Genomic DNA, 19,058 nt, shown 5'->3' on the forward strand with positions numbered 1-19,058 from the left:
GATCGGCCTGAAGCCGTGGGACATGGCCGCCGGCGTGCTGCTGGTGCGCGAGGCGGGCGGTCGCTGCTGCGATTTCGCCGGCCGCGACGGCATCCCCGAGAGCGGCAACCTGATCGCCGGCAACCTCAACGTGGCCAAGGCTCTCACCGACGCGATCGGCCAGCAGGCCACGCCTGCGTTGCTCAAGGCCTGACGATCGACATCCGCTGGCGCGGCGTTCACGACGCCAGCGGCGGCTCCGCCAGCGCGCTTTCCACCCGGGCCATGCCGGCCAATGGTGGGGGAATGCCGCCGGCCAGCCACTGCCGGTCCTGCAGCATGGTGATGCGGGTGACGACCGCGGCGAAAGCAACACACAAGGCGAAATCGGACAGTTCGAAGACGATGCCCACGGTGTTGGCCAGCAGCAATTCGTCGAGTTCTTTCGCGCGCAGCGAAAGCCGCATCGAGGCGTTGCCGACGAATGCGACGGCCAGCCAGCACCCCCACCAGAACCGCAGCAGCGCTGGCGTGGTGAGCTGCTGCCACTGCGCTGCCGATGCGCTGGCGCGCCAGATCTCATCCATCGCCCGGAACGGCTTGACGAGGTTGGCGAAGGGGATGAAATACCAGCCGACGGCCCAGCCGGCAGACACTTCCATGCCCTTTGCGCCCAGTGCACGCGCGTTCCGCGCCACGCGCAGGATCCAGCGACCACCGAGCACAAACGTGATCAGCAACAGCGGCAATCGCGCCAAGGCAATCACCCGTTGCAGATAGTCGCTCAGCTCGGCCGCAGCCTGGATCGCCTCTGCGCTGTCGAAACTGTGCTCAATGATCCGCCGCAGCACGAGGCGTTCGTAGGCGTCCGACGCCAGGGCAATCAAATCGCTCGCTGCCGACACATAAAGCATGCGGCGCAGCCAAAGCATTCGCGGCTGCGCGCCCCTGAACGACTCGATCATTTCCTACCCCCGGGTCCCTGCCCGAGCATCATCGTACAGGCGCCTTGCAAGGCAAACCGGCCGGTCCGGTCGGATGGCATCAATGCGACTGATCGGGCTCCACCACCACCGCGGTGCCGTAGCAGAGCACTTCGGTCAGCCCCGGCATCACCTCGGTGGCGTCGTAGCGGGCGCCGATGATGGCGTTGGCGCGCTTCTGCCGTGCGTGCATCACCATGTCGCGGTAGGTCTCCAGCCGCGCCTGCTCGCACAGCGAGGTGTAGATGGTGATGTTGCCGCCGAAGATCGTCTGCAGCCCGCCGAAGAAGCTGCCGACGATGGAGCGCGAGCGCACGGTGATGCCGCGCACCAGGCCCAGGCTGCGGGTAATGCGATAGCCGGGCAGCTCCATGGCGGTGGTGACCATCTCGTCGGTCAGGGTAACGGCAGTGCCTGCGGGGGCGCTGTTGTAGGGGTCGGTCATGGTGCTTCCATGGCGGGATGGGATGCGCGCCGCACGGCGGACGCCGGCGGCGGCCGAGGCAGCATCCGTGATCCGCGGCCGCGTGCATAGAGGCTGGCCGGGCGCGCCGGCCCGTCGCTGACGTCAGTCCGGGGGCTGCGCGCTGTTGCGCAGGAAACCGCGCAGGAACGGCACGGTGATGCGCCGCTGCGCGGCAAGCGAGGCCTGGTCGAGTCGGTCGAGCAGGTCGAGCAGCGCGCCGAGATCGCGGGCATAGCGGGCGAACAGCCAGTCGAGCACCGCCTCGTCCAGTTCGATGCCGCGGGCGGCGGCCTGTGCCTTGAGCACCTGACGTCGCTCGCCGTCGTCCAGCGGACGCAGCGCGAACTGCGCGCAGGCACCCAGTCGCGAACGCAGATCCGGCAGTGCGATGCCCAGCTCGGCTGGAATCGTCGCAGCGGCAAAGAGCACGGTGCCGCCTTCGGCGCGCGTCCGGTTGTAAAGGTCGAAAAGCGCGTGCTCCGCCTCGCGCTGCCCCGCCAGCGCACCCAGGTCGTCCAGCGCCAGCCATTCGCTGCCGGCCACGCCGCGCAACGCCGCCGCGCGGTCGGCCAGCGTGGCCAGCGGCAGGTACTGCACCCGGCGCCCGGCCGCGCTGGCGGCCTGTGCAGCGGCCAGCAGCAAATGGCTACGCCCGCTGCCCGCCGGGCCGTGCAGATACACCCATGGTGCGCCGGGCTGAACCAGCGCCTGCACGGCAGCGAGGGCGGCGGCGTTGTAGGCACCGGCATGGAAATGCTCGAACCGCTGGCGACGCGGCCAGCGCAGGGCAAGCGGCAGTTGGGCGGTCATGACGAGGCCATCATGCCGGCGGCGTGGTGCCCCCGGCCCCGCCGTCACCGCCCTGGACGGGCGGCGCCGGGGGTGCCGCCGCGACAGGCACCGATGACACGGGTGCCGGCGCCGGCTCGACCACCACGACGGTAGCCCCGAGCGCGGGGTCGTCGACACCGGTCTGCGTGTACAACTCGCTCAGGCGATAGCGCTCGCTGAGGTAGCGCAGCACCACCACCATCACCGAGGCCGCCGGCAACGCCAGCAGCACGCCGAGGAAACCGAACAGGTAACCACCGGCCAGCACCGCGAAGATGACCGCTACCGGGTGCAAACCGATCTTGTCGCCGACCAGCTTGGGCACCAGCACGTAGCCTTCCAGCAACTGGCCAACCACGAACACGCCGCAGACCAGCAGCAGGTGGGTCCACTCGCCGTACTGCACCAGCACCGCGATCACCGCCGCGCCGAAGCCGATGATGAAACCCAGGTACGGCACGAAGCTGAGCAGCCCGGCGATCATGCCGATCAGCGGCCCCACCGAGAGTCCGACCAGGGCCAGGCCGCTACCGTAGAACACGCCCAGTCCGAGCATCACCAGCAGCTGGCCGCGCACGAAGGCCCCGAGCACGCTGTCGGCCTGGCGCGCGAGGTGGGCCACGGTCGGCTCGATCGAACGCGGCAGCATGGAGTCGATCCACGCCACCAGGCGATCCCAGTCGCGCAGCAGATAGAACGCCACCACCGGAATCAGCACCAGGTTGGTCAGCCACATGATCACGCCGACGCCGGAGCGCGACAGCCTGCCCAGCACGCTGCCGATCGAGCCGATGTGGTCCTTCACGACCTGGATGATGCGCCCCGTGTCGAACACGTTCGGATCCAGGTAAAGCTTCGCCTGTACCCACGGCAGCGCCGTCCCGGTCACCCACTCGACGTAGCGCGGGAGGTTCCTGATCAGGTCGTCCACCTGCGCCGAGATCAGCGGAATCAGCAGCAGCAGCGCGCCGACAGTGACCAGCAGCAGCACCACGAACACGATAGTCACCGCGAGCGTACGGCCCAGCCCGAGCTGCTCCAGCCGGTCGGCGAGCGGATCGCCCATGTAGGCGAGCATCGCCGCGACCGCGAACGGCATCAGCACCGGCGCCAGCAGGTAGAACAGGTAGCCGATCACCGCGGCGATCGCCAGCAGCTGCCAGCGGCGGGACTCAGGTGTGCTCATGGGCGCGATCCGGTGGTGCGCGGTTCAATCGGGCGGGAACGCCGTCCTGCGCCGCGCGGGTTCAGTGCAGCCAACGCAGGCTCGCATCCGCACCGGGGTGCGCCGCCGCCTGCAGCAGGCGGCCGCCGGCGGCGAGGTTGGAAGCCAGCGCCGCCAGCGGCAGCGCCGAGGTGATCCGCAACAGCACGCCGTCGTCCTTGGCGCCGAGCGTGCCCACGTTGCGCACGGACGGGTCCGCACGCAGGGCGCTGAGCAGCTGCGCGTAGTCCATCGCCGAGCCGACGCCCTCGACCCACAGCGTTCCCTCGCGGGTGCCCGAGCCGATGACGTTGAGCTGCTGGGCGATGCGCGCGGCCATCACGCCACCGCCCGCCGCAAACAAGGCGTCCTCGGTGGCTGCGTTGTCGCTCCAGCGCTGGGCCACGCCGGAGGAGACCAGCGTCCAGTCGGCACCGCCCGGATGCAGCCGACCGACCAGTACCTGCCCCGTGCGGTAGCGGGCGGTGAGCTCGGCCATGGCCGCGGGGTCCACCGCAGCCACGCGGTCGAGCGACGGCGGCGCAGTGGGGTCGGGGTAGACCACGCCGTAGCCCTGGGCCGCCGCCGACCTGGCCAGCGCATCGAGCGAGTCGCCGCCCAGCAACTGGCCGTCCGTGCCCTGTACCAGCAGCAGCACCGGCGGCTTGACGCCGGCCGCGGCCACGCCCAGCTGGCCGATCAGGTGGTTGACCGCGCCGCGGTCGAAGGTCACCTGCAGCTCGATGCCGCTGGCGCCGCGCTGGTACTGATACTGCTTGACCAGGCCGCTCGCGCCCTTGAGCGCATCGTCATAACCGGGCTTGCTGCGCAGATCCTGCCCACCGGCCACGCGGGCCAGCACCTGGCCGAGCGCATTGGTGAAGGTCTGGTCGCGCTGCACGTCGCCGGTGTCACTCACCGGCAGGGTCACCGTGTAGGGCGAGCCGGCGCTGTCCTGTGCACGGACGGGCGCCAGCCCGGCCAGGCCGAAGAAAACAAGGGCGAACAGCAGGCGGGACAGGCGCATGGGCTTGGGTCGACATCCGTGAAAGCGTCCGGGAAGTCTGCCCAATCCGGCCACCAGCGTCTATCATTAGGCGTTTACCGACGCGGGTTGCAGCCATGTCCGACGCCCTTACCTACCGCGCCGCCGGCGTGGACATCGACGCCGGCAATGCGCTGGTGGAGCGGATCAAGCCACTGGTCAAGCGCACCTTCCGCCCGGAGGTGATGGGCGGGCTGGGCGGCTTCGGCGGCCTGTTCAACCTCGGCACCCGCTACCGGGAGCCGGTGCTGGTCTCCGGCACGGACGGCGTGGGCACCAAGCTCAAGCTCGCGCAGATGCTCGGCCGGCACGACACGATCGGCATCGACCTCGTCGGCATGTGCGTCAACGACGTGCTGGTACAGGGTGCCGAGCCGTTGTTCTTCCTCGATTATTTCGCCACCGGCAAGCTGGACGTGGATACCGCCGCGGCGGTGGTCGGCGGGATCGCGCGCGGCTGCGAGCTGGCCGGTTGCGCCCTGATCGGTGGCGAAACGGCGGAGATGCCGGACATGTACCCGGCCGGCGAGTACGACCTGGCCGGCTTCACTGTCGGCGTGGTCGAAAAAGCCGACCTGATGGACGGCCAGCCGATCGTGGCCGGCGACGTGGTGCTGGGCGTGGCCTCCTCGGGCCCGCATTCGAACGGCTACTCGCTGATCCGCCGCATCCTGGAACGGGCCGGCGTCACGGCGGACAACGGCGGCCTGGCGGAGGACATCGGCGGCGTGTCGCTGGGCGATGCGCTGATGGCGCCCACCACGATCTACGTCAAGCCGATGCTGGAGCTGCTGCGCGAGCAGGCCGGGCAGATCCACGGCATGGCGCACATCACCGGCGGCGGGCTGAAGGAAAACATCATTCGCGTGGTGCCGGACGAGCTGGGGCTGAAGCTGGACGCCGAGGCGATCGTGCTGCCGCCGGTGTTCGAGTGGCTGATGCGCGAGGGCAACGTGGCGCGCGAGGAGATGTGGCGCACGTTCAACTGTGGCGTGGGCTTCACGGTGATCCTGCCGCGACACGCGGTGGCCGCCGCCGCTGCCCTGCTGCAGCGCCACGGGCTGGACAGCTCGGTGATCGGCGAAGTGGTACCGCTTGGCGCCCAGGACCGCGTGCACATCGCCTGAGCCCGCGGCACACGCTTTCCGACACGTACCGTCGGCACGGCGCCGGCGTCCGTCATCCCACCGCCTGTTGACCCCCATGCCCGCACCCCTGCGCATTGCCGTTCTAGCTTCCGGTCGGGGCAGCAACCTGGCTGCCCTGCTGGACGCCTGCGAGCGCGACGCACTGCCCGCGCAGTGCGTGCTGGTGGCCAGCGACAAGGCCGGTGCCGGCGCGCTGCGGCTGGCCGAGGCGACCGCCATCCCGACACTGGTGCTGGATCCACGCGACTATCCCGACCGGGCGGCGTTCGACCATGACCTGTTCGCGCAGCTGGCGACGGCAACGCCCGATCTGCTGGTGCTGGCCGGCTTCATGCGCATCATCGACGGTGGCGCGCTGGCGCCGTGGGTGGGCCGGATGATCAACATCCATCCGTCGCTGCTGCCCAAGTACCGCGGGCTGCACACGCATCGCCGCGCACTGGCTGCCGGTGATGCCGAGCACGGTGCCAGCGTGCATTTCGTCACTGCGGAACTCGATGGCGGTCCGGTCATCGCCCAGGCGCGGCTGCCGATCCACCCGCAGGACGACGAAGAAAGCCTGGCCACGCGCCTGCTGGCGCTGGAACACCAGTTGCTGCCCGCCGTGGTGCGCGAGATTGCCGAAGGGCGCATCGCGCTGGTCGATCACCAGATGCGCCGGGACGACGTGCCGCTGGACGCGCCGATGCAGTGGCGCGACGGCGCGCTGCACCCCTGAAGCAGCGCCGCATGGCGCTGCCGCGCAACGGCAGGTTCAGCCGCGGTCGGTAGACTCAGCCGGCATGAAAACCATCACTCTGCACCTCTCTCCGCGCACGCTGCTGCGCGCGTTTGCTGCGCTGCTGCTCGCCGGTGCGGCCAGTGCGGCCTGGAGCGCCACCGCGCCGGCGCCGTTCACCGCCAGATACCAGGTGCTGCGCAATGGCGAGAGCCTCGGCGAAGCCACCATCCGGTTCCAGGCGTCTGGCAACGGCGAGTACGAATACAGCAACCAGACCCGCGGTACCTCCGGGCTGGCGGCGCTGCTCGGCGCCAGCTCCGAGGAAACCACGCGACTGCGCTGGCGCGACGGTGTGCCGGAAACCCTCACCTACGACTACGCCATGGATGCGGCGATCAAGCAGAAGCATCGTCACCTGGCGGTGGACTGGGCCCACCAGCAGGTGACGGTGGATGAGGGCAAGGGGCCGATTCGCTACGACAGCGTGCCCGGCATGGTGGACCGCAACACGCTCGCCTTGGCACTGGGCCTGGCTCTGCGCGGCGGAGCGAAGCAGGTGGTGGTTCCGGTGGGCGTGAAGCAGCGCGTCGAACAGCAGCAGTACGCGGTGAAAGGCACCGAATCGGTGACCGTGCCTGCCGGCACCTTCACTGCCGAGCGCGTGACCCGCACCGATGCCGACAAACCCTCCGACGCCTGGTACGCGCCGTCGAAGTTCCCGCTGCCGGTCAAGCTCGCCCAGGCCGAGGGTGGCCATCTGACGTTGCTGCTGGTCAGCTTCGAGTCGCCCTGACCCAGCCACGCACCGACGACACGAAAAAAGGCCCCCGCGGGGGCCTTTTTGATTTTGTGTCCCCGACCCCGATCAGTTGGGCAGGCGGCGGATCTTCGCCCCAAGCACGCCGAGCTTCTCCTCGATGTTCTCGTAGCCGCGATCGATGTGATACACGCGGTCCACTGTCGTGTCGCCTTCGGCGACCAGGCCCGCGAGCACCAGACAGGCCGAGGCGCGCAGGTCGGTGGCCATGATCGGCGCGCCGCTCATCTTCGGCACGCCCTGGATGATGGCGGCGTTGCCTTCCAGCCGGATGTCGGCGCCCAGCCGCTGCAGCTCCTGTGCATGCATGAATCGATTCTCGAACACCGTCTCGGTGATCACGCCCACGCCCTCGGCCACGCAGTTGAGCGCCGTGAACTGCGCCTGCATGTCGGTGGGAAATGCGGGGTACGGCGCAGTGACGATGTTGACGGCCTTGGGCCGACGCCCGCGCATGTCCAGTTCGATCCAGTCCTTACCGGTGGAGATGTGGGCGCCGCATTCCTCGAGCTTGGACAGCACCGCCTCCATCGTCTGCGCACGCGCGCCGCGGGCGCGCACCTTGCCGCCGGTCATCGCCGCGCCGACCAGGAAGGTGCCCGTCTCGATGCGGTCCGGCAGCACCTCGTACTCCGCGCCGTGCAGTCGTTCCACGCCATGGATCACCATGGTGGCGGTGCCGGCCCCCTCGATCTGCGCGCCCATGGCGTTCAGGCACATGGCCAGGTCGACCACTTCCGGCTCCTGCGCCGCGTTCTCGATGATGGTGGTGCCGTGGGCCAGCGCCGCGGCCATCATGATGTTCTCGGTGCCGGTGACGGTGACCATGTCCATCGAGATCCGCGCGCCCTTCAGCCGCTTGGCGCGCGCCTTGATGTAGCCGTTCTCCACCACGATTTCCGCGCCCAGCGCCTGCAGGCCACGGATGTGCTGGTCGACCGGTCGCGACCCGATCTGGCAGCCACCCGGCAGCGAGACCTCGGCCTGGCCGAAGCGCGCCACCAGCGGACCGAGCACCAGGATCGACGCGCGCATGGTCTTGACCAGCTCGTACGGCGCGAAATAGCGGTCGGCCGGACGCGGGTCGACGTGGATCTTCATGCGGTCGTCCAGCACCAGCTGCACGCCCATCTGGCCGAGCAGCTCCATGGTGGTGGTCACGTCATGCAGATGCGGCACGTTGGAAATGGTCACCGGCTCGTCCGCCAGCAGGCAGGAGGCGAGGATCGGCAGCACGGCGTTCTTGGCGCCGGAGATGCCGACCTCGCCATTGAGCGGCTGCCCGCCACTGATGAGGATCTTGGCCATGAGGGTCCTTGGAAGGTAGGTGCGGAGGGGAAACCGGGCGTCGGCCGTCAACGGCGCGCCGCGGCTTCCTCGGGGGTCAGGGTCTTCAGGGCCAGGGCGTGGATCGCGCCGCCCATCAGGTCGCCGAGGGTGGCGTAGACCAGTCGGTGCCGCGCCAGCGGCAGCTTGCCGGCAAACTGCGCAGCCACCACGGTGGCCTCGAAATGTACGCCGTCCGCGCCGCTCACGTCGGCCTGGGCGCCGGGCAAGCCGGTCTCGATCAAAGCCTGGATGCGCTCTGCGTCCATCGGGAATCCACGTCTGAAAAGGTGGCGTTGTCTACGGGCACGCCGGGTCGGCGGCGTCCAACGCGCTGTCATATGAAGGTAAACTGCAAGTCGGCCATGGTAATGGAAAGTTCGCGGCGCAGAAATGACGGCACGTCATTCAGCCGGCACCTGCGAAGCTACGCCGTGGACTTTGCCCGACCCTGCATCGCTGGCGCCGCCGCCGAAGGACCCATGAACGCACGCATTGCCCCCGCCGCCGATATTTCCGTCGATCCGGACGCGATCGCCCGCAGCGCTCGCACGGTCATAGCCACCGAGGCCGCTGCGATCCGGGCGCTGGAGCCCCGCGTCAACGCCGATTTCGTCGAGGCCTGCCGACTGATCCTGGGCTGCAAGGGACGGCTGGTGGTCAGCGGCATGGGCAAGTCCGGCCATATCGGGCGCAAGATCGCCGCCACGCTCGCTTCCACCGGCACGCCGGCATTCTTCGTGCACCCGGGCGAGGCCAGTCACGGCGATCTCGGCATGATCCTGCCGCAGGACGTGGTGCTGGCGCTGTCCAACTCCGGCGAGACCGACGAGTTGCTGTTCATCCTGCCGGTGATCAAGCGCCAGGGCATTCCGCTGATCGCGATCACCGGCAACCCGCGCTCCTCGCTGGCCGGTCAGGCCGACGTGCACCTGGACGCCAGCGTGTCCAGCGAGGCCTGCCCGCTGGGCCTGGCACCGACTGCCAGCACTACCGCGGCGCTGGTGATCGGCGACGCACTGGCGATTGCACTGCTGGAGGCACGCGGCTTCACCGCCGACGATTTCGCCCGCTCGCACCCGGCCGGCAGCCTGGGCCGGCGCCTGCTGCTGCACATCAGCGACGTGATGCACACCGGCCAGGAAATTCCCCGCGTAGGGCCGGATGCCAGCCTGACCCACGCGCTGGTGGAAATGACCCGCAAGCATCTGGGCATGACCGCAGTGGTCGATGCCGACGATCGCCTGCTGGGCGTGTTCACCGACGGCGACCTGCGTCGCGCGCTCGACGACGACGGCGTGGATCTCCGCGGCGCGACCGTCGCGAGCCTCATGAGCCGCGGCCCCAAGACCATCGGCGCCGACAAGCTTGCCGTGGAAGCGGCGCAGCTGATGGAAAAACATCAGATCCACGCGTTGCTGGTGGTCGACGATCGCCACCGCGTGGTCGGCGCGCTGAACATCCACGATCTGCTGCGCGCCCGCGTGGTGTGATCGTGGCCCGGCACCACGCGCATCGACGCGTCGCGCTGCCATCGACATGCCCTGCCCGCACCCGAGCCGCCCTGCCGTGACCTCCGCTTACCTCGCCCACCTTTCCGACGACCTGCTCGCTCGCGCAGCGCGCATCCGGCTGGCCGCGTTCGACGTGGACGGCACCCTTACCGATGGCCGCCTGCACTACGGCGAGGACGGCCGCGAAACCAAGGTTTTCCACGTCCACGACGGGCTGGGCCTGAAACGGCTGCAGGCCAACGGCATCCAGGTCGCCCTCATCACGGCGCGGATCAGCCACACGGTGGCGCTGCGCGCCGAAGAACTGGACATCACCCACGTCTACCAGGGCCAGTCAGACAAGCGCGCGTGCCTGCGCGAGCTGCTCGATGCGCTGCACCTGACCCCGGAGCAGGCGGCATTCGTCGGCGACGACCTGCCCGACCTGCCTCCGATGGGGCTGGCAGGGCTGGCGATCGCCACGGCCAATGCCCACCCGTGGGTGGTCGAGCGGGCGCACTGGCAGACCTCCCGTGCCGGCGGCGAAGGGGCGGCGCGCGAGGTCAGCGATCTGCTGCTGCTGGCGCAGGGCAAGGCGGACGCCGAGCGAGCGCGTTGGCGATGAACGTGCTCGCCTGGCTGCGCGAACGGCGGCTGCCCGCCGCGATCGTGGTGATCGGCCTGCTGGCCGGGGTGACCCAGCTGGTGCGTTGGTGGACTGCGCCGGAGCCGGGGGGGAACGACTTCGTCGGGCCACCGCGCTCGGGCTACACGCTGACCGAGTTTGCGCTGTCCAGCTACGACCAGAACGGGCTGCCGGCCTTCAATGTGAAGGCACCGCACCTGGAGCGACGCGATGGCGACGAGTCGCTGTACATCAACTCGCCCGTGTTCGACCTTCCGTCGAACCAGCCGGGCGTGCCCGACTGGCGCGGCGAGTCGCTGTACGGCTGGGTCAGCAAGGATGGCGCGCTGCTCAAGCTGCTGGGGCCGGTGTCGATGCATCGCGCCGCCTTCGCCGACTCCGCCGCGGCCCGCCTCACCACCGCCGACGCGAGCATATGGCCGCGCGAAAATCGCATGGAAACCGCCGCCGCGGCCCGCATGGTGCAGGGCGCCTTTACAATGAGCGGCGTTGGCATGCGCGCCAACCTCGCCGACAAACACCTGGAGCTGCTCGATGACGTCCACGCCACGTTCCCGCCGCGCAAGCATTAGCGCCCGGTGGCTGCTGGCCGCTTGCGGCCTGCTCGCCCTTTCGCCTGCGATCGCCAAGCAGGGCGATCGCGACCAGCCCATGCAGGTCGATGCGAAGTACTTCGACGGCTTCCGAAGCCCGAATACGGTAAGCACGCTCAAGGGAGCCGTGGTGATCCAGCAGGGTTCGCTGAAGGCAACCGGCGCGCTGGCCAAGGTGTATTTCGACGCCGAAAGCCAGATCAGCCGGATCGTGCTGACTGGCAGCCCGGCGCACATCGAGCAGCTGGACGACAGCGGCAACCGGGTGCTGGGCGACGCGGCCACCATCGACTACGACAACATCAAGGGCATTGCCGTGCTCACCGGGAACGCTTCGGTGAAGCAGCAGGGCCGCGGCGAAGCGCGTGGCGACAAGCTCACCTACGACACCGCCAGCAGCCAGATGACCGGCGAGAGTGGCGGCAGCGGCACCGTGCACATGGTGTTCCAGCCCAAGAAGAAGCCGCCTGCCGCACCACCGTCGCCGGCCGCTCCCGCCACGCCCGCCCCGGCCACGACCACGCAGCAGCCCTGATCGATGCTCTCCGCCGAAGGTCTGCAGAAGCGTTTCCGCGCGCGCCAGGTGGTGCGGGATTTCGGGTTTTCGATCCGCCAGGGCGAGGTGGTCGGCCTGCTGGGCCCCAACGGCGCCGGCAAGACCACCTGTTTCTACATGGTGGTGGGGCTGATCGAGGCGGATGCCGGGTCGATCCGGCTCGACCGGCAGGACATCACCGGCCTGCCGATGCACGCCCGCGCCAAGCTCGGCATCGGCTACCTGCCACAGGAGCCATCCGTGTTCCGGCGCCTCAGCGTCGCCGACAACATCATGGCGGTGCTCGAGCTGCGTGAAGGGCTGAGCGCCCGCGAGCGTGCGGCCGAACAGGAGAACCTGCTCGACGAGCTGAAGATCGGCCATATCGCCGGCCAGAAGGGCATCAGCCTCTCCGGCGGCGAACGGCGTCGGGTGGAGATCGCCCGTGCGCTGGCGGCGCAGCCGCGCTACATGCTGCTCGATGAACCGTTCGCCGGCGTCGACCCGATCTCGGTCGGCGAGATCCAGCGCATCGTGCGGCACCTGAAGGAGCGCGGCATCGGCGTGCTGATCACCGACCACAACGTGCGCGAGACGCTCGGCATCTGCGACCGCGCCTACATCCTCAACGACGGGGAAGTGATGTCCCGCGGCACGCCGGCGCACATCCTGGCCGATGAAAAAGTACGCGACGTCTACCTGGGTCGCGAGTTCCGCCTCTGATCCCGCTGCTGCGACCTTTCGGGGCGGTCGTGGCGTTTCACAAGGCTGTTCCGCGATGCGCGGGTGGGGTTAGGATGACCGGGAGTTCCACCCGACCCGGCTGGCATGAAACCCGGACTACAGTTTCGCCTCCACCAGCAGCTGACCCTGACGCCGCAGTTGCAGCAGGCGATCCGGTTGCTGCAGCTCTCCCAGCTGGAGCTCGAAGCGGAGTTGCGCCAGATCGCCGAGGGCAACCCGCTGCTGGAGTTCGCCGAGGAGTCAACCGACGAGGCGGAAGAAGCCGACGAAGGCTTTCGCGGCGAGACCGCCACGTCCACCAGCAGCACCAGCGCCAGCGAAGAGCACGACAGCGGCGAGGCGCCGGAATGGGCCGATGGCAACGACGCCGGCGAGCAACCGATGGATTTCTCCCTCGGCAGCACCTCGGGTAGCGCCAGCAGCGGCTCCCGCCCGGACGACGACTTCGAGCCGCAGAGTGCGCAGACTGAAACCCTGCAGGAACACCTGCTGTGGCAGCTGAACCTGTCGGGGTTCGATCCACGCAGTCGCGCGATCGCCACCGTGCTGATCGACGCGCTGAACCCCGACGGCTACCTCACCGAGGGTGTCGAGGCGATCCTGGCAGCGCTGCCGGCAGGCATGCAGGCGAGCGTGGCGGAGATCGACGCGGTGCGTCGTCAGCTGCAGGCGTTCGATCCGGTCGGCGTGGGCAGCCTGGACCTGCGCGATTGCCTGCGCGTGCAGCTGGAGCAGTTCGATGCGGCCACGCCGCAGCGCGAGCTGGCGCTGCGCATCGTCGAGGGCGAGCTGGAACTGCTGGCCCGCAACGACGTGAGCAAGCTGGCGCGCAAGCTGCGCGCGGACGAAAACGATGTGATCGCGGCCGCCCTGCTGATCCGCGGCCTCGACCCCCGCCCCGGTGCGGGGCTGGACGCCACCCCGGTCGAATATGTCGCGCCGGATGTCTATGCCTACAAGGACGGCAGCCGCTGGCGGGTGAGCCTGAACGCCGACTGCCAGCCACGACTGGGACTTAACCAGCACTACTGCAACCTGATTGCCAAGGCCCGCGGCGATGACGCGAGCTGGATGCGCGGACAGCTGCAGGAGGCGCGGTGGTTGATCAAGAGCCTGGAGTCGCGGGCGGAGACGCTGATGAAGGTCTCCGAAGCGATCGTGCGCCGGCAGAGCGCGTTCCTGGACTACGGCCCGGAGGCGATGCACCCGCTGGTGCTGCGCGAAGTGGCGGAGGAAGTGGGCATGCACGAGTCCACCATTTCGCGGGTAACCACGCGCAAGTACATCCACACGCCGCGCGGCACGTTCGAGCTGAAGCACTTTTTCTCCAGCGGGGTGTCTACCGAGGACGGCGGCAGCGCCTCGTCCACCGCGATCCAGGCCATGTTGCGCAAACTCGTGGACGCGGAAGACCCGCGCAAACCCCTATCCGACCAGGCGCTCGCCGAGGAACTGCACCGCAAGGGCATCCAGGTTGCGCGCCGCACCGTCGCCAAATACCGGGAGGCCATGCGAATTCCCAGCTCCAGCGAACGCCAACGCGCCAGTTGACCTGCCGGCCGCCCTTGCGCGGCTGCCCGATCACTCGCCGCACGTGCGCCGGAACACGCGACCCGATGAATGTGGATGCGCGCGCGGATCTCCGCACCGCGCATCGAATCACGCCGCGAACGCGGCAGCACCAGAGGAGGCGCAACATGCAATTCCAACTCAGCGGTCAGCACGTCGAGATCACCGAAGCCATGCGCGAGCATGTCACCGGCCAGGTTGACCGCCTCACCCGCCTCGATGACCGATTGACCAGCCTCGCCGTCGTGCTCACGCTGGACAAGCTCCAGCAGAAGGCCGAAGGCACGCTGCATACCTCCACCGGCGCCCTGCTCCACGCCGAGGCCTTCGAGCCGGACATGTACGTCTCCATCGACATGATGTTCGACAAGCTGGTGACCCAGCTGCGCAAGCACCGCGAGAAGGTGTGCGACAAGCACAAGGCCGAAGTGCGCCGCGACGAGCGCCTCGCCGGCTGACCCCCACCCCGATGCTGTGGACGGCCCGCCCGACGGCGGGCCGTTTTGTTTTGAGGCGATCGACTGCGGTCGATCGCTGCGCCGGCATCAGCCAAGCTGGCACAATAGCCGCCAACGGCAGCGCCCTGCCCGCCAGGCCCCAAGGATCAGACGACGTGGACCGGCTCACCGCCCGACAACTCTACGATGGCGTCCACGAGCGCATGGCGCTGCGCTGGATCTCGGGCATGCGTGGTGAGGCGCGGGTGCTGGAGCGAGGCATCACGCAGACGCGCCGACCGTCGCTGATCGGCTACCTCAACGTCATCTATCCGAACAAGATCCAGATCATCGGGACCGAAGAGCTCAAGTACCTCGACGAGCTCGATTCGCGCCAGCGCTGGGAAGCGATCAACAAGATCGCTGCCTACCAGCCGGTCGCGCTGATTGTCACCAAGGATCAGGCGGTGCCCTCGGACCTGCGCGAAGTGGCCGAGGAAACCAACACCCCGCTGTGGATCAGCGCCAAGCGCGGCCACGAGCTGCTGACCTGGATGCAGTACCACCTGGCGCGCATGCTGGCGCCCCGGATCACCCTGCACGGCGTGTTCCTCGAGGTGTTCTCGATCGGCGTGCTGATCACCGGCGAGTCCGGCTCGGGCAAGAGCGAGCTGGCGCTGGAGCTGATCAGCCGCGGGCATCGCCTGGTCGCCGACGACGCCACCGAATTCACCCTGATCGCGCCGGACGTGATCGACGGCACTTGCCCGGAGCTGCTGCAGGACCTGCTCGAAGTGCGCGGCCTGGGCGTACTCAACGTGCGCGAGATGTTTGGCCAGACAGCGGTCAAGCCCTCCAAATACCTGCGCCTGGTGATCCATCTCAAGCCGCTGCGCGACGGCGAAGACACCGACGCGCTGACGCGGCTGACCGGCGACATCGGCCACCGCGATGTGTTCGAGGTGCCGATCCCGATGATCACCATTCCCGTGGCACCGGGCCGCAACCTCGGCGTGCTGGTCGAGGCGGCGGTGCGCAATCACGCGCTCAAGAGCAAGGGCTTCGACCCGGCGCAGACTTTCATCGATCGACAGGCGCACCAGATGCGCCGCCTTCCCCCGTGGTGACCCGTGGACCCTAAAGACCGCCGCAAGATCGCCCAGGCCGGGCTCAACGCCGTGCACCTGGTGGTGCTCACCGGCATGTCCGGCGGCGGCAAGACGGTCGCCCTGCGCGCGCTGGAGGACCTGGATTTCTACTGCGTGGACAACCTGCCCGCGAGCCTGCTGCCGCAGCTGGTGGGCGCGGTGCTGCAGGACCGCGGCGGCCGGCGCATGCGCATTGCCGTGGGCATGGATGCGCGCAACCGCGAGCACGACATCGAGATGATGCCGCAGGTGTTGTCCGAGCTCGCCGGCGCCGGCGTGCAAGTGCACCTGATGTTCCTCGATTGCAGCGACGAGGTGCTGATCAAGCGCTACTCGGAAACCCGCCGCCGGCACCCGCTGGCCATGCGCAACGTCTCGCTGGCCGATGCCATCGCCGCCGAGCGGCGCCTGCTGCGCCCGCTGATGCGGATCGCCGAGAAAGTGGTCGACTCCAGCCAGCTCAACGTGCACCAGCTGCGCCGGATCGTCGCCACCGACTACGCGCGGGCCACCGAAGGCCTGACCATCATGTTCGAGTCGTTCGCGTTCAAGCGCGGCCTGCCGCTGGACGCCGACTTCGTGTTCGACGCGCGCTGCCTGCCCAACCCGCATTGGCAGCCGCAGCTGCGGCCGCTGTCGGGCAAGGATGCACCGGTGCGCGACTACCTGCAGGCCGAGCCGCTGGTAGGCGAATACCTGGCCGACACCCGCACCTGGCTCGAGGCGTGGCTGCCGCGTTTCGAGGCGGACGATCGCAGCTACATCACCATTTCGGTCGGCTGCACCGGCGGCCGTCACCGCTCGGTCTACCTGGTGGAACAGCTCGCCGCACACTTCCGCCAGCGTCGCGACAGCGTGCTCACGTTCCATCGCGAGCTGGATTGACGACCATGACGCACGCGCTGACCTGCCTTCGCGGTACCCGGCCATGAGCGTCGGCGTGCTGCTGATGACGCACGAGGCGGTCGGCAAGGCGCTGATCTCCGCCGCACTGCACGTGATGCCGCGGCTGCCGCTGGCGGTGGACGCGGTGGAGGTGCCACCACACGCCGATCCGGAAGTGATGCGCTCGCTCACCGCCCGCCATGCGCGGGAGCTGGAACAGGGCGACGGCGTGCTGGTGCTGGCCGACCTCTACGGCGCGACGCCCTGCAACATCGGCCTTTCGCTGAGCGAGCTCGGCATTCATCTTCGCTGCGTGTCGGGCCTGAACCTGCCGATGCTGCTGCGTGTACTCAACTACGCGGACAAGCCGCTGGACCAACTGGTGGAAATCGCCGCCAGCGGTGGCCGCGGGGGAATCTTCATTGACCATGCTTGAACAAGCGATCGTGGTATCCAACCGGCTCGGCCTGCACGCACGGGCTTCAGCCAAGCTGGTGCAGCTGGTGCAGGGCTTCAAGTCGACCGTGTGGCTGGTCAGCAAGGGGCGCGAGGTCAACGCCCAGAGCATCATGGGCGTGATGATGCTCGCCGCCGGCATCGGCACCGAGTTGACCGTGCGCACGGACGGGCCGGACGAGCGCGAGGCGCTGGACGCCGTGGTGGACCTGTTCGAGCGCAAATTCGACGAGGGCGGCTGAGATGCACGGAGGACTTCGCGCTTGAGGCAGAACCTGCCCGGTACCATCGCGGCGCGCGGCATGTGTCTGGGCCGCGCGCGGCTGGTGCAGCCGAGCCGCTATGCGGTGGACAACCGGCCGCTCGGCGAAGACGAGGTGGACGGCGAGATCGAGCGCCTGCACCTGGCGCTGGAAGAGGCGCGGCAGGAACTGGGCGAGTTGCGGACCAGGCTGCACGGGGCGCTCGCGCGCGAGGTCAACGAGTTCATCGACGCCCACAGCCTGCTGCTGGAAGATCCCGAGATGCTGCGCGGGCTCGACGACATGATCCGCATCGGCCACTACCGTGCCGGTGCGGCGCTGAAGAAGCAGCGCGATCGCATCGCCGCGGTGTTCGAGGCCATGGACGATCCCTACCTGCGTAGTCGCCGCGAGGATGTCGACCAGGTGATCAACCGGGTGATCTCCGCGCTGCAGCGCCAGACCAGCGCGGAGGAGCGCAAGCTCGCCGCGCGGGTGGGCGAGGTCCTGGTGGCGGACACCATTGCTCCGGGCGACATGGCGCACCTGGCTGGCCACGGGCTGCTCGGCGTGGTGGCCAGTTCCGGCAGCCCGTATTCGCACAGTGCGATCCTCGCGCGCAGCCTGGATCTGCCGATGCTGGTCGGCACGCGCGACGCGCTCTCGAGCATCCATGACGACGACCTGATCCTGCTCGACGCCGAATCAGGCGAGGCGATCGTGCACCCCACCGCGCAGGATCTGTCGCGCTATCGCGCATGGCAGCGCGAGGCGACGCTGGAAGGCCGACGCCTGGCCAAGCTCGCCAACGCGCCCTCGCGCACGCGCGACGGCACGGAAATCAGGCTGCTGGCCAATGCCGAGTCCTCCGCCGACGTGGCGATGGCACGCGCGCGTGGCGCCGACGGCGTCGGCCTGTACCGCACCGAGTTCCTGTTCCTGCGGCACAAGGGGCTGCCCAGCGAGGAGGAGCAGTTCATCGCCTATCGCGACCTGGTGATGGGCATGGGCGGCCTGCCGGTGACGATCCGCACGCTGGACCTGGGCGCGGACAAGGCCGATGCCGCCGGCCTGGCGCTGCGCGGCGAGGACAACCCGGCGCTGGGCGTGCGTGGCGTGCGGCTGTCACTGCGCCACCCCTCGGTGTTCACCACCCAGATCCGGGCGATCCTGCGTGCCGGCTGCTACGGCCCGGTACGGGTGCTGGTGCCGATGGTGACGCAGCCCGACGAGATGATTGCCGTCCGCACGCTGTTCAAGCTGGCGCGGCAGGAGCTCAAGCAGGAAGGCATCGACCTGCCGGAAAAACTCCCGCTGGGTGCAATGATCGAAGTGCCGGCCGCCGCCATCAACGTGCGCGCCCTGCTCGATCACGCCGATTTCCTCGCCATCGGCACCAACGACCTGGCGCAGTACGTGCTCGCTGCCGATCGCGGCAACGATGCGCTGGAGAACGTCTACAACCCGCTCAACCCGGCGCTGCTGCGGTTGATCTCGCACGTGATCGGCGCGGGCCGGCGCGTCGGCAAGCCGGTCAGCCTGTGCGGCGAGATCGGCGGCGACACCAACTTCACCGGGCTGCTGCTGGCGCTCGGGTTGTGCGAGTTCAGCATGCATCCGAGCCAGATGCTGCAGGTCCGCGACCGCCTGGGGGAGCTCGACCGCAGCGCCATGCGTCGTCTGGCACCGCGGCTCATCCGCGCGCACACCCACGAGCAGGTGGCGACGCTGCTCGAGGGAATCGGCTGCATATCGATCGACTGAGCCTGGCTGCCAACGCGCGGCCGCGC

The 19,058-nt window shown here is 68.8% G+C and carries 23 protein-coding genes; 16 read left to right on the forward strand and 7 right to left on the reverse strand.

The window, feature by feature from the left end:
* The coding region (locus tag VFG40_RS00485; RefSeq protein ID WP_324893754.1) for an inositol monophosphatase family protein at positions 1 to 193 on the forward strand (193 nt) is incomplete at its 5' end.
* A gap of 25 nt (positions 194 to 218) precedes the next feature.
* On the opposite strand, the gene VFG40_RS00490 is transcribed toward VFG40_RS00485, so the two are convergent.
* The 5 genes from VFG40_RS00490 to VFG40_RS00510 all read right to left on the reverse strand — a co-directional run bounded on the left by VFG40_RS00490 (position 219) and on the right by VFG40_RS00510 (position 4,490).
* Positions 219 to 911: a DUF4328 domain-containing protein gene (locus VFG40_RS00490; RefSeq protein ID WP_324893756.1), complete on the reverse strand. Its 693-nt coding sequence runs from the start codon at positions 909 to 911 to the stop codon at positions 219 to 221.
* A gap of 112 nt (positions 912 to 1,023) precedes the next feature.
* Positions 1,024 to 1,407, reverse strand: a complete 384-nt coding sequence (locus VFG40_RS00495; protein ID WP_324893758.1) for a YbjQ family protein — start codon at positions 1,405 to 1,407, stop codon at positions 1,024 to 1,026.
* Between the two features lie 123 nt (positions 1,408 to 1,530).
* Positions 1,531 to 2,238 (reverse strand): DnaA regulatory inactivator Hda, encoded by a 708-nt coding sequence (gene hda / locus VFG40_RS00500; protein WP_324893760.1) that lies wholly within the window; start codon positions 2,236 to 2,238, stop codon positions 1,531 to 1,533.
* Positions 2,239 to 2,248: 10 nt separating this feature from the next.
* On the reverse strand, positions 2,249 to 3,445 hold the full coding sequence (locus tag VFG40_RS00505) for an AI-2E family transporter (protein WP_324893762.1): 1,197 nt from the start codon (positions 3,443 to 3,445) through the stop codon (positions 2,249 to 2,251).
* A gap of 61 nt (positions 3,446 to 3,506) precedes the next feature.
* Positions 3,507 to 4,490, reverse strand: a complete 984-nt coding sequence (locus tag VFG40_RS00510; RefSeq protein WP_324893764.1) for a DUF8605 domain-containing protein — start codon at positions 4,488 to 4,490, stop codon at positions 3,507 to 3,509.
* Positions 4,491 to 4,585: 95 nt separating this feature from the next.
* On the opposite strand from VFG40_RS00510, the gene purM reads away from it, so the two are divergent.
* The 3 genes from purM (at position 4,586) to VFG40_RS00525 (ending at position 7,170) form a co-directional block, all read left to right on the forward strand.
* Positions 4,586 to 5,635 (forward strand): phosphoribosylformylglycinamidine cyclo-ligase, encoded by a 1,050-nt coding sequence (gene purM, locus VFG40_RS00515; RefSeq protein WP_324893766.1) that lies wholly within the window; start codon positions 4,586 to 4,588, stop codon positions 5,633 to 5,635.
* Positions 5,636 to 5,711: 76 nt separating this feature from the next.
* The gene (purN, locus tag VFG40_RS00520; RefSeq protein ID WP_324893768.1) at positions 5,712 to 6,374 is read left to right on the forward strand and encodes a phosphoribosylglycinamide formyltransferase; all 663 of its coding nucleotides are present in this window, start codon (positions 5,712 to 5,714) and stop codon (positions 6,372 to 6,374) included.
* 64 nt (positions 6,375 to 6,438) lie between these two features.
* Entirely contained in the window at positions 6,439 to 7,170 is a 732-nt protein-coding gene (locus tag VFG40_RS00525; RefSeq protein WP_324893769.1) for a DUF3108 domain-containing protein, read from the forward strand.
* 72 nt (positions 7,171 to 7,242) lie between these two features.
* On the opposite strand, the gene murA is transcribed toward VFG40_RS00525, so the two are convergent.
* Positions 7,243 to 8,502 carry a UDP-N-acetylglucosamine 1-carboxyvinyltransferase gene (gene murA, locus VFG40_RS00530; RefSeq protein WP_324893771.1) on the reverse strand — a complete coding sequence of 420 codons (1,260 nt, stop codon included), beginning with the start codon at positions 8,500 to 8,502 and terminating at the stop codon, positions 7,243 to 7,245.
* 47 nt (positions 8,503 to 8,549) lie between these two features.
* The gene (locus tag VFG40_RS00535; protein ID WP_324893773.1) at positions 8,550 to 8,789 is read right to left on the reverse strand and encodes a BolA family protein; all 240 of its coding nucleotides are present in this window, start codon (positions 8,787 to 8,789) and stop codon (positions 8,550 to 8,552) included.
* A 213-nt stretch (positions 8,790 to 9,002) separates the two neighbouring features.
* On the opposite strand from VFG40_RS00535, the gene VFG40_RS00540 reads away from it, so the two are divergent.
* The 12 genes from VFG40_RS00540 to ptsP all read left to right on the forward strand — a co-directional run bounded on the left by VFG40_RS00540 (position 9,003) and on the right by ptsP (position 19,032).
* A complete protein-coding gene (locus VFG40_RS00540; protein ID WP_324893775.1) occupies positions 9,003 to 10,013 on the forward strand; it encodes a KpsF/GutQ family sugar-phosphate isomerase in 1,011 nt (336 codons plus the stop codon).
* A 46-nt stretch (positions 10,014 to 10,059) separates the two neighbouring features.
* Positions 10,060 to 10,638 (forward strand): KdsC family phosphatase, encoded by a 579-nt coding sequence (locus VFG40_RS00545; RefSeq protein WP_414649222.1) that lies wholly within the window; start codon positions 10,060 to 10,062, stop codon positions 10,636 to 10,638.
* Positions 10,635 to 11,231, forward strand: coding sequence for an LPS export ABC transporter periplasmic protein LptC (gene lptC / locus VFG40_RS00550; RefSeq protein ID WP_324893779.1), 597 nt, complete (start codon positions 10,635 to 10,637; stop codon positions 11,229 to 11,231). Before VFG40_RS00545 ends, lptC begins: the two co-directional genes overlap by 4 nt.
* Entirely contained in the window at positions 11,194 to 11,787 is a 594-nt protein-coding gene (gene lptA / locus VFG40_RS00555) for a lipopolysaccharide transport periplasmic protein LptA (protein WP_324893781.1), read from the forward strand. The genes lptC and lptA overlap by 38 nt, the downstream gene beginning before the upstream one ends.
* Positions 11,788 to 11,790: 3 nt before the next feature.
* Positions 11,791 to 12,510, forward strand: a complete 720-nt coding sequence (lptB, locus tag VFG40_RS00560) for an LPS export ABC transporter ATP-binding protein (RefSeq protein WP_324893784.1) — start codon at positions 11,791 to 11,793, stop codon at positions 12,508 to 12,510.
* A 105-nt stretch (positions 12,511 to 12,615) separates the two neighbouring features.
* Positions 12,616 to 14,082: an RNA polymerase factor sigma-54 gene (locus tag VFG40_RS00565; protein ID WP_324893786.1), complete on the forward strand. Its 1,467-nt coding sequence runs from the start codon at positions 12,616 to 12,618 to the stop codon at positions 14,080 to 14,082.
* Positions 14,083 to 14,228: 146 nt separating this feature from the next.
* A complete protein-coding gene (gene hpf / locus VFG40_RS00570; RefSeq protein ID WP_324893788.1) occupies positions 14,229 to 14,558 on the forward strand; it encodes a ribosome hibernation-promoting factor, HPF/YfiA family in 330 nt (109 codons plus the stop codon).
* A gap of 203 nt (positions 14,559 to 14,761) precedes the next feature.
* Complete coding sequence (hprK, locus tag VFG40_RS00575; protein ID WP_414649223.1) at positions 14,762 to 15,664, forward strand: HPr(Ser) kinase/phosphatase; 903 nt, start codon at positions 14,762 to 14,764, stop codon at positions 15,662 to 15,664.
* Between the two features lie 3 nt (positions 15,665 to 15,667).
* Complete coding sequence (rapZ, locus tag VFG40_RS00580; RefSeq protein ID WP_324893792.1) at positions 15,668 to 16,570, forward strand: RNase adapter RapZ; 903 nt, start codon at positions 15,668 to 15,670, stop codon at positions 16,568 to 16,570.
* A 43-nt stretch (positions 16,571 to 16,613) separates the two neighbouring features.
* Positions 16,614 to 17,006, forward strand: a complete 393-nt coding sequence (locus tag VFG40_RS00585) for a PTS sugar transporter subunit IIA (RefSeq protein ID WP_324893794.1) — start codon at positions 16,614 to 16,616, stop codon at positions 17,004 to 17,006.
* On the forward strand, positions 16,999 to 17,268 hold the full coding sequence (locus VFG40_RS00590; RefSeq protein WP_324893796.1) for an HPr family phosphocarrier protein: 270 nt from the start codon (positions 16,999 to 17,001) through the stop codon (positions 17,266 to 17,268). The genes VFG40_RS00585 and VFG40_RS00590 overlap by 8 nt, the downstream gene beginning before the upstream one ends.
* A 21-nt stretch (positions 17,269 to 17,289) precedes the next feature.
* Positions 17,290 to 19,032, forward strand: coding sequence for a phosphoenolpyruvate--protein phosphotransferase (gene ptsP, locus VFG40_RS00595; protein WP_324893798.1), 1,743 nt, complete (start codon positions 17,290 to 17,292; stop codon positions 19,030 to 19,032).
* Positions 19,033 to 19,058: the final 26 nt, after the last annotated feature.

The organism is Dyella sp., from assembly GCF_035685805.1.
Lineage (GTDB): Bacteria > Pseudomonadota > Gammaproteobacteria > Xanthomonadales > Rhodanobacteraceae > Dyella_A.